The organism is Actinomadura sp., from assembly GCF_044508335.1.
Lineage (GTDB): Bacteria > Actinomycetota > Actinomycetes > Streptosporangiales > Streptosporangiaceae > Spirillospora.
Map to the genome: position 1 here is coordinate 1 of NZ_JBIQHY010000083.1, position 9,400 is coordinate 9,400.

The window sequence follows — 9,400 nt, forward strand, 5'->3', positions numbered from 1 at the left end:
CACGCGGAAGCGCCGGGGACCCGCGAAGAGTCCCCGGCGCTTCGGTGACGGGCGTGAGGGGCCCGTCAGGAGAATCAGCCGTTGCTGGCGTGCGCGCCGCCCTTGCAGCCGCCCGAGTTGGCGAAGCCGATCACGGCGACGGCGTTGCCGCACACGTCGACGGCCGCGGAGATCGGAGCGACCACCTGGGTGCCGTTCAGCAGGCCGAAGTTGCCACTGGTCGAGTTGCCGTTGCCGGCCCCGCCACCGTGGTGGTGCCCCTTGCCGTGGTGGTCCCAGCCGCCGCCGTAGGCGGAGGCGTAGGCGGGCGTCGCGGCCAGCGCGGAGCCGGCGACGGCGAAGCCGAGAATGCCGGTCGCGGCAAGCTTCTTGAACACGTAAGTCCTCCCGTACGTGGGCTTAGCAGGCCCGTTCTGACATTGCCGACGTCGCCCGCTAAGACGGCGTCGCGTACCGTAGTTACCCAGCTACTCTCAGGTAGGGCAATGCCCGACGTCACGGTGAGGGCAAAAAGTCACCATGGAGTGATCAATGCGTTACATAGAGTGACCTCTTTGACCACTTTTCACCAGTCCTGTCTCGTAGGCGAACACGACGGCCTGCACCCTGTCCCGGAGGCCCAGTTTCATCAGGATCCGTCCCATGTGCGTCTTGACCGTCGCCTCCGAGACGTACAGCCGGCCCGCGATCTCCGCGTTCGACATGCCGCGCGCGACGAGGCGCAGCACCTCGCCCTCCCGCTCGGTCAGCGTCTCCAGCGCGCCGCCCGCCTTCTCCTCCGCGTCCGGGAGGTGGACGGCGAACCGGTCCAGCAGCCGCTTCGTCGTGCTCGGCGCCACGACCGCGTCCCCGGAGTGCACGGCCTTGATCGCCTCGATGAGCTGCGCCGGGCCGGCGTCCTTCAGCATGAACCCGCCCGCGCCCGCCTTGATCGCCGCGAACGCGTACTCGTCGAGATCGAAGGTGGTCAGGATGACGACCTTCGGCCCGGACTGCGCCACGATCCGGCGGGTCGCCTCGATGCCGTCCATCCGCGGCATCCGCACGTCCATGAGCACCACGTCGGCCCGCGCGCCGCGCAGCATGTCCAGCGCCTGGACGCCGTCGCCCGCCTCGCCCACGACCTCGATGTCGGGCTGCGCGTCCAGCACCATCCTGAACCCCGCGCGCACCAGCTCCTGGTCGTCCACGAGCACCACCCGGATGGGCTCCGCCACGTCCTCGGCCTCCGTCATGCCGCGACCTCCTCGCGTACCGGGATCTCCGCCACCACCTCGAAGCCGCCGCCCGGGCGCGGGCCAGCCCGGACCTCGCCCCCGTACACGGCGACGCGCTCCCGCATCCCGGCGAGGCCGTGGCCGCGGCCGTCGTCGAAGGCCGCCGCGCCGCGCCCGTCGTCCGTCACCCGGATCTCCAGCGCGTCGCCCGCGTACCGCAGCCGGACGCACACTCTCGCCCGCGGGCCGCCGTGCTTGAGCGTATTGGTCAGCGCCTCCTGGACGATCCGGAACACGGTGAGCTGCCGCCCCTCCGACATGGCCGCCGGCGTCCCGTCCACCTCGTAGTCCACGGCCAGCCCGGACGCGCGGACCTGCTCCACCAGGTCGTCGATCTCCGCCACCCCGGGCTGCGGCGCGAACGCCCCGGCATCGTCGTCCTCGCGCAGCACGCCGAGGAGCCGCCGCATCTCCGCGAGCGCCAGCCGCCCCGTCGCGGAGATCGTGCCGAGCGCCTGCCTGGCACGTGCCACATCGGTGTCGATCGCGTAGGACGCGCCGTCGGCCTGAACCACGATCACGCTCACGTTGTGCGCCACGACATCGTGCATTTCCCGGGCGATACGGGCCCGCTCGGCGGCCATGGCCATCTTGACCTCGGTGTCGCGTTCGCGCTCCAGCCGCTCGGCCCGCTCCTCCACCGAGCGCAGGTAGGCGCGCCGCGTCCGCATGTGCAGGCCGAGCACGAAGACCCCCGCCACCAGCACCGCCAGCGTCACGAACGCGAACTTGCGGTCGTCGGCGCCGCTGGAGTACCGCACGGCGGCCATGCCCGCGCCGACCAGGCCGACCAGCGCCGACGCGAACCCCCAGCGGAACGGGAGACAGGCCGAGACCGTGTAGATCCCCATCAGGACGGCGATGTTCGCCTGGACCGGCTCGATGCCCGCCAGGCACTGGAAGAACGAGACCAGAGCGACCACGGCGAACACCGAGCGCGGGTACGTGCGGCGCAGAACGAGCGGCACGGTGAGCAGAACCGTCATCAGCCCGTACCAGCGCACCCCCATCCCGTACGCCCCGCCCAGCATCGTCGGCACGGACAGCACCATGATCGGCGCCGCGAAGAACGCGTCGACCAGGGGTTTCTTGCCCCGCAGCCACTCCCAGACGCTCGCCACCATGCGGACAGCGTACGTACGCCCTGTTCAGCCGGGGATCAGCCCCAAGTCGGACCCGCCTCCACCCCGAGAATGGCACCGCCCCCCACGCCGAACCGGCGCACCGGATCAGGCACGGCGGATCGGGCAGGTCAGGCATCGGGACCAAACCGGGCGCGGTAGGCCGGGCGGGGGCGGCGGACGGCGATGCGCAGGGTGTCGTGCACGGTAACGTCACAAGAGTGGCGGCGTTGGTTACCGAATGGCTGACATGGCGCGCGGCGATGGAGCGCGCGCTGTACGGGCGGGGCGGCTTCTACCGGCGCGGTGAACGGCCCGCCGAGCACTTCCGCACCTCCGTGCACGCCTCGCCGCGCTTCGCCGCCGCCATCGTCCGCCTGCTCGTCGAGGTCGACGAACTGCTCGGGCGCCCGGAACGGCTGGACGTCGTCGACATCGGCGCCGGGTCCGGGCGGCTGCTGGGCAACATCCTGGCCGGTGCGCCCGCCGGCCTGGCGTCCCGGCTGGTCCCGACGGCGGTGGAGATCGCGCCGCGGCCCGCCGACGTGCCGTCCCGGATCGTCTGGCGGCCGGACCTGCCCGACCGCATCACGGGGCTGGCCGTGGCGAACGAGTGGCTCGACAATGTGCCGCTGGACGTGGTCGAACGCACCCCGGACGGCCTGCGCACCGTGCTCGTCGACCCGTCCACCGGCAGCGAGCGGCCCGGTCCCGCGCCGTCCGCCGAGGACCGCGCGTGGCTGGAGCGCTGGTGGCCCCTCGGCGAACCCGGCGACCGCGCCGAGATCGGCCATCCGCGCTGCGACGCGTGGGCCTCCGTGATCAGGCGGCTGGCCCGGGGGCTGGCGCTCGCCGTCGACTACTCGCACTCCCGCGAGGCCCGTCCCGTGTACGGGACGCTGACCGGCTACCGCGACGGCGCCACCGTGCCCGCCGTCCCGGACGGGTCATGCGACGTCACCGCGCACGTCGCGCTGGACGCCTGCACCGCCGCCGGCGAGCGCGCCGGCGCGACGTCCACCCTGCTGACCACCCAGCGCGACGCGCTGCGCGCCCTCGGGCTGTCCGGGACCCGCCCGCCGCTCGACCTGGCCCACCGCGACCCGCGCGCCTACGTCGCCGCCCTCTGCCACGCCGGCGAGGACGCCGAACTGACCGACGCGTCGGGCCTGGGCGGTTTCGGCTGGCTCGCCCAGACCGTCGGCATCCCGATGCCCACCGCCCTCACCAATTGACGCTGCGGGCGGGGCGGCACATCACGGAGGGCCTGCAGGCAATGCGGGGCGGCCAGGCGGTCAGCACTCCACGTGGAGGGCCTGCAGGCCGCGAAGGACGTAGCCCGGCTTCCACTTCGGCTCGGCCGACAGGCGGAGGTCCGGTGCCGCGCGGAGGAGCGCGCCGAACGATTCGGCGAGTTCGATGCGGGCGAGGGGGGCGCCCAGGCAGTAGTGGATGCCGAGCCCGAACGTGATGTGCGGGTTCGGGTCGCGGGACAGGTCGAGGCGGTTCGGTTCGGCGAACACCTCCGGGTCGCGGTTGGCGGACGCGAACTGCAGCGCCACCTCCGAGCCGCGGGGGATGTCGACGCCGGCGACCGTGATGTCCTCCAGGACCCAGCGTTCGAACATGGGCGCCGGTGTGTCGTAGCGCAGCAGTTCCTCGACGGCCGTGGGGACGAGCGACGGGTCGGCGCGGAGGCGCTCCAGCTCACCGGGGTTGCGGAACAGCGACCACCAGCCGTTGCCGGTCGCGTTGACCGTGGCCTCGTGCCCGGCGTTGAGCAGCAGGACGCAGGTGCCGATCAGCTCGTCCTCGGTGAGGCGGTCGCCCTCGTCCACGACCTGGGCCAGTGCGCTGATGAGGTCGTCGCGCGGCTCGTCCCGCCGGGTGCGGGCGAGGCCGCGCAGGTAGTCGGAGAACTCGACGGCGGCGCGGACGGCCGTGCGTTGCGCCTCCTCCGGCGGGTTCAGCTCGTACATGCCGCAGATGTCGGCCGACCACGGGCGCAGGAGGTGGCGGTCCTCGACGGGTACGCCGAGCATCTCGGCGATCACGTTCACCGGCAGCGGCTCGGCGACCTCGGCGAGCAGGTCGCCGCCGCCCTTCGCCGCCAGCGCGCCGGCCAGTTCGCCGGCGAGCCGCCTGATCGTCGGGCGCAGGCCCTCCACCCTCCGGGCGGTGAACGCCTTGGACACGAGTCGCCGCAGCCGGGTGTGGACGGGCGGTTCCACGTCGAGCATCCCGGCGCGGATCAGGTCCCAGAAGGGCTTGAGGAAGTCGGCCTCCGGCTCCCGGCCGAACTCCTCGTGGCTCGCGATGTGGAGGTAGGACCGGCCGAGCCGGCGGTCCCGCAGCAGCGCGTCGACGTCCTCGTACCGGCTGATGACCCACTGCTCGGTGGGCTCATGGAAGAACACCGGCCGCTCGGCGCGGAGCAGCTCGAACACCGGATAGGGGTCCGCCACGAACGCCGGGGACCAGGGGTCATACGCCACATCGCTCATGTTCCGAAGATATGCGCATCCCGTCCGACGCGCGTGCGCGGCGCCCTCCCCGCGCGGGCGCGGGGAGGGCTCTGCGGCGGGGCGCCAGCCGCCGGGTGGCTCGGGGTCACCGTCTGCTCCCACTACTCGGCCGACCCAGTCCGCGGCGGCTGGCGGGCTCATATCCGGACGGGCGGCGCGCCCGCGGGGGACGCGCCGCCGATCACGCCGTCCTAGTCGAAGGCGAAGGGCGGCGGAAGCGCCCTGTGCCGGAACAGCCCGGCGGGGACGGCGTCGGCCAGGGCCTTGTATCCGGCCGGGTTCAGGTGGAGGTGGTCGCCGACGTCGTACGCGGGGAGCAGCCGCGCCGGATCAGACGGGTCGCGCGCCGCGCGGTCGAAGTCGACCACGGCGTCGAAGCGGCGGCCGGTGCGGATCCAGGTGTTGACGGTCTCGCGCGCCCGCTCCCGGTATCCGTCCGGGTCGTCGTACATGGTGTTGCCGCCGAACGGCGTGAGGGTCGCGCCGTACACCCGGATGCCCTGCGCGTGAGCGCGGACGATGATCTGGTCGTAGGCGGCGATCAGGTCGTCCGCGACCTGCTTCTGCGCCTCGGGGGCCGCCGCGGCGGTGCCGATGTCGTTGACGCCCTCGAAGACGAGCAGCCATTCGACGCCGCTCTGGGCCAGCACGTCCCGGTCGAGCCGGGCGAGCACGTTGGGGCCGAGCCCGTCGTTGAGGACGCGGTTGCCGCCGGCGGCCTGGTTCACGATCGCGATGCCGGACGTGGACGGGTGGGCCTGCAGCCGGTCGAGAAGCTGATCCGGCCAGCGGTCGTTCCGGTTGGTGGTGGAGCCCCGGCCGTCGGTGAGGGAGTCGCCGAGCATGACGGCCGCAGACGTGGCGGACTTCGCCCACACCTCGAGGCCGCTCAGGAAGTACCAGTGGTCGGCGCGGGCGGCCCCGGCCAGGTCGGTCTCCCCGACGTGGTCGCCCGCCAGCATGTAGGACGTCGTCCGGGAGCCGGGGTGCGACGTGATGTCGGTCGACGCCTGGCCGTCCGCCAGATAGATCGTCACCGTCAGGATCGACCGCGGCGCCACCGGGAACTTCAGCGGGTCGGAGACCATCTGCGCACCGACCGGGATGTCCACGGACGGACGGCCGTGGAAGGTCACCGCCCTGGACGTCTCCGGCTCGATCGCGCTGACGCCCGCCTGCCCTCCGGCCGGCAGCGCCACGGAGACCTTCGTGATGGGGAGCGCGGCGCCGCCGAACGCGTTGGAGAACCGCAGCCGCAGGTTCCGGCCGCCGACGGAGACGCGGATGGTCTGCCGCAGCGTCGCGTCGTCGAAGACCTTGCCGTCCTGCGTGAACGGCGGAGGGGGCATGTTCCCCGGCTCGGTCAGCTGCGGCATCGACACCCAGCTGTCGACCCAGTGGCCCCCGAACTCCGGCGCGGCATGCCCCCCGGCGGTGCGGGGCTCGCCCTCCGCGCCGGTCAACGACACGGCGACCAGGGCCACCGCGAGCAGCACCACGGCGACGAGCCGGCCGGCAGGGCTCATCACGCGCATGCGCAGCCCGAGCGCGCCCGCTCTCGGGCGCCCGGCATGGACGGGTGTTAAGCGTCTCACCACAGCTCTCCGATTCGACTCCGCGGACGAAGCGACGGTTCGAAAAGTTTCGATCACTTTCGAACTTCTGGCTGAACGTACGCCGAGCACCCCGGCGAGTCAAGAACGACTTGATCGTGCCCCCTGAAGCCCGTATTCGCCGCCGCAGCCGACCAAGTCGCGCACGAAACCCCCGGAAGCCAGCATTGACCTCACCGTCGGCGGCGGCGTACGTTACCGAGCGAACAAGCCCGATAAGTTTCGAAATTTTCAGCCGTCCGACATGTCGCATCCCCTCCGTCAGCAACCGACCGAACGCCACCGAGGTGGCCCCGCAGCACCTCACCCCCGTCTGCCGCACCTTCGACCAGCGGAGCGATGATGATCAAGATCCCGCATGCGTCCGCCGTGTCCCGCCGCGTGGCGGCCTCCTCGGCCGTGGTGGCGGCCGCCGCGGCCGCCGTCGCGATGACCCCGGCGGCCGCGCACGCATCCCCCTCCGGCGGGCAGTGGCGCTGCCCCAACGGGTACGTCGCGCTCACCTACGATGACGGGCCGACCGCCGCGACGCTGCCGACCCTCCTGGACAGGCTGCGCGCCGCCGGCGCCCGGGCCACCTTCTTCAACCAGGGGAACAACGCCGAAGCCCGCCCGGACCTCGTCCGCGCACAGCAGCGGGCGGGGATGTGGATCGGCAACCACACGAACACCCATCCGCATCTGCCGGAGCTGGGGGAGCCGGGCGCGTTCAAGGAGATCCTCGGCACCCAGCTGAGCCTGCGCCGGATCACCGGCCGGTGGCCCACGCTCTTCCGCCCGCCCTACGGCGAGACCAACGACCAGGTCCGGAAGGACGAGGCCCGATTGAGGCTCTTGGAGGTGCTCTGGACGGTCGACTCCCGGGACTGGGCGGGAGCCACCACCGAGGAGATCGTGGCGGCGGCGCGCACGCTCCAGCCGGGCGGCATCATCCTCATGCACGACTGGGCCCAGGCCTCCGTCGACGCCTTGCCCCAGATCGTCAGCGACCTGCGCGACCGCGGCCTCTGCCCCGGCAAGATCGCCTTCACCCCCCGCAAGGTCCCCTTCGGTGACACGTACTTCCACGCGACCGCCGTAGCGCCCTGGCACTTCTGATCACGCCCCCCGGCGCCACGCGTCGCGCCCCCAGCACCCGCACGATGTGCCGTCCTGGCCAGAGTGGGTGGTGGGCGGTGGCGTGGCTTCGTAGTCTCCTTCAATGGATGGTCGGCCCGCCCTCCCCCCTGGGGCGGGCCGACCTGTGTCCATGGTCCGGGGCAGCGCGACGGCGTGGAAGCAGAACTGGATTCTGTGGATAAGCCGTCAGCGAGCCCAGCGGGCGGTGTCTCCGCCGCCGGCGCGGCGGGCGGCCAGCGCCCGGCGGGCCGTGCTCTCGACGATGGCCCGGGCCTCGCCCAAGTCGCGGTCGGTGGCGGCCACCTGCACCGGGCCGGGAGGCGCGTCGACGTGGACGGTGGCCAGCCCCAGGAGCCGCTGGAACGGGTTCACGGTGAGCCGGACGCTCTGCGCGCGCGCGTGGGCGATCACGTCGGTGCGGCGGCAGGGCCAGCCATGACGGACGACGAAGACCACGTCGTCGGTGCCGGCGCCGTCCGCACGGTCGATCGCCACCGCCTTGGACGACGCGGGCACGAGGGGCACCGCGTCCACGTGGGTCCCGGGGAAGACCTGCGAGACGAGATGCGTGGCCACCTGGCGGGGCGCGACCGGAAGAAGCGTCGAGGAAAGCGCCTGGCGCTCCCCCGCGTAACCGGCGACGGTCACCTCGACCCGGGCCCAGCCGAGGCTTCGCCAGATCAGCGGTTCGACGATGCTGACGGCCTGGACGCGGCCCGGAGGGAGCGTCTGCATGCGGGTCTCCAAGAGCCCGTAGCGCAGGCGGATCCCGTCCGGCGACATGGCGACCGTGAAGTTGGCGTACATCACCAAAGGCGCGATCACGGCGCGGATGAGCCCGAGCAGGACGGGGATGGTGACGGCCAGCATGCCGCCCTCTGCGTACATCACCAGGAAGATGAGGGAGCCCACGAAGAGGAGGACCGTCCCCAGTACGGGAAGCCGTACGAGGAGGGACCCGAACAGCGCGCCGAACGGGACGCGCCACACATGGCGTTCAGGTGCCTCGGGCGTGTGGCCGGGCAGCCCGGCGGCGCGTGCCAGGAGTTCGGCGCGCAGCTGCTGCGCGGAGTGCCGCCCCAGGTAGCGGAGGGCGATCTCGCTCTGCTCACCGCCGGCCAGTTCCACACGCACTTCCGCCAGGCCGAACAAGCGCGTCACCAGCGGACGGACGAGGTCGATGGCCTGGACACGCGACAGCGGTATGCGGCGCTTGTTCTTGCGGAGGATGCCGGTCTCGACGACGAGGTCGTCGTTGTCGATGCGGAATCGGAGTGCGAGCCACGTCCAAAGGCCCGTCCCCACCGCGATCAGCCCCATCGGGATGGTCACGACGATGAACCTGACGATCACGTCAGGGGTGAGTTCCAGGGTGATGCCGTCTTCCGTCTGGGTCAGGAGCAGAGGGAAGCCCAGCAGGACGAAGTAGATGATGAGGAAGATGAAGGCGCGCAGGGGCGCGGTCGCCCAGTGGAGCCTGTGCGTGCCCTCGGAGAAGCGGACCGGTGGACGGTAGCCGGGCGGCGGGCCGTAACCGTACGGAGGACGCGGCGGGCCGTACGGCGGGCCGGGCGGTGGCCCCGGCGGGCCGTAGGGCGGGCCTGGGCGGCCTTGCGGCCCCGGTCCGTATGGGCCCGGACCGGGTTGCCCCGGCCTGCCGTAGGGGCCTGGTTGACCCGGCCCGCCATAGGGGCCTGGTTGACCTGGCCTGCCGTGGGGGCCTGGTTGACCTGGCCTGCCGTGGG

General features: G+C 72.3%; 8 protein-coding genes. 2 read left to right on the top strand and 6 right to left on the bottom strand.

Annotation, left to right across the window (positions count from 1 at the left end; all coding sequences use genetic code 11):
- Window positions 1–74 precede the first annotated feature (74 nt).
- From ACIWVC_RS24210 to ACIWVC_RS24220, 3 genes are all read right to left on the bottom strand, one after another.
- Window positions 75–377 (bottom strand): chaplin family protein, encoded by a 303-nt coding sequence (locus ACIWVC_RS24210; RefSeq protein WP_396452698.1) that lies wholly within the window; start codon window positions 375–377, stop codon window positions 75–77.
- A 159-nt stretch (window positions 378–536) separates the two neighbouring features.
- On the bottom strand, window positions 537–1,235 hold the full coding sequence (locus ACIWVC_RS24215; protein WP_396452696.1) for a response regulator: 699 nt from the start codon (window positions 1,233–1,235) through the stop codon (window positions 537–539).
- Window positions 1,232–2,401 carry a sensor histidine kinase gene (locus ACIWVC_RS24220; RefSeq protein WP_396454608.1) on the bottom strand — a complete coding sequence of 390 codons (1,170 nt, stop codon included), beginning with the start codon at window positions 2,399–2,401 and terminating at the stop codon, window positions 1,232–1,234. Before ACIWVC_RS24220 ends, ACIWVC_RS24215 begins: the two co-directional genes overlap by 4 nt.
- Before the next feature lie 218 nt (window positions 2,402–2,619).
- On the opposite strand from ACIWVC_RS24220, the gene ACIWVC_RS24225 reads away from it, so the two are divergent.
- The gene (locus ACIWVC_RS24225; RefSeq protein WP_396452693.1) at window positions 2,620–3,633 is read left to right on the top strand and encodes an SAM-dependent methyltransferase; all 1,014 of its coding nucleotides are present in this window, start codon (window positions 2,620–2,622) and stop codon (window positions 3,631–3,633) included.
- Window positions 3,634–3,693: 60 nt separating this feature from the next.
- On the opposite strand, the gene ACIWVC_RS24230 is transcribed toward ACIWVC_RS24225, so the two are convergent.
- Together ACIWVC_RS24230 and ACIWVC_RS24235 are read right to left on the bottom strand one after the other, a co-directional pair.
- Complete coding sequence (locus ACIWVC_RS24230; protein WP_396452691.1) at window positions 3,694–4,902, bottom strand: cytochrome P450; 1,209 nt, start codon at window positions 4,900–4,902, stop codon at window positions 3,694–3,696.
- Between the two features lie 212 nt (window positions 4,903–5,114).
- On the bottom strand, window positions 5,115–6,449 hold the full coding sequence (locus ACIWVC_RS24235; RefSeq protein WP_396452689.1) for an SGNH/GDSL hydrolase family protein: 1,335 nt from the start codon (window positions 6,447–6,449) through the stop codon (window positions 5,115–5,117).
- A 426-nt stretch (window positions 6,450–6,875) separates the two neighbouring features.
- On the opposite strand from ACIWVC_RS24235, the gene ACIWVC_RS24240 reads away from it, so the two are divergent.
- A complete protein-coding gene (locus tag ACIWVC_RS24240; RefSeq protein WP_396452687.1) occupies window positions 6,876–7,634 on the top strand; it encodes a polysaccharide deacetylase family protein in 759 nt (252 codons plus the stop codon).
- A gap of 207 nt (window positions 7,635–7,841) precedes the next feature.
- Here ACIWVC_RS24240 and ACIWVC_RS24245 read toward each other — a convergent pair whose 3' ends face one another.
- On the bottom strand, window positions 7,842–8,987 hold the full coding sequence (locus ACIWVC_RS24245; RefSeq protein WP_396454609.1) for a PH domain-containing protein: 1,146 nt from the start codon (window positions 8,985–8,987) through the stop codon (window positions 7,842–7,844).
- Window positions 8,988–9,400: the final 413 nt, after the last annotated feature.

Excerpts from the sequence above, each read along its gene's own strand:
- ACIWVC_RS24215 (WP_396452696.1), bottom strand. The coding sequence starts at position 1,235 with ATGACGGAGGCCGAGGACGTGGCGGAGCCCATCCGGGTGGTGCTCGTG.
- ACIWVC_RS24220 (WP_396454608.1), bottom strand. The coding sequence starts at position 2,401 with ATGGTGGCGAGCGTCTGGGAGTGGCTGCGGGGCAAGAAACCCCTGGTC.
- ACIWVC_RS24230 (WP_396452691.1), bottom strand. The coding sequence starts at position 4,902 with ATGAGCGATGTGGCGTATGACCCCTGGTCCCCGGCGTTCGTGGCGGAC.
- ACIWVC_RS24235 (WP_396452689.1), bottom strand. The coding sequence starts at position 6,449 with ATGAGCCCTGCCGGCCGGCTCGTCGCCGTGGTGCTGCTCGCGGTGGCC.
- ACIWVC_RS24240 (WP_396452687.1), top strand. The coding sequence starts at position 6,876 with ATGATGATCAAGATCCCGCATGCGTCCGCCGTGTCCCGCCGCGTGGCG.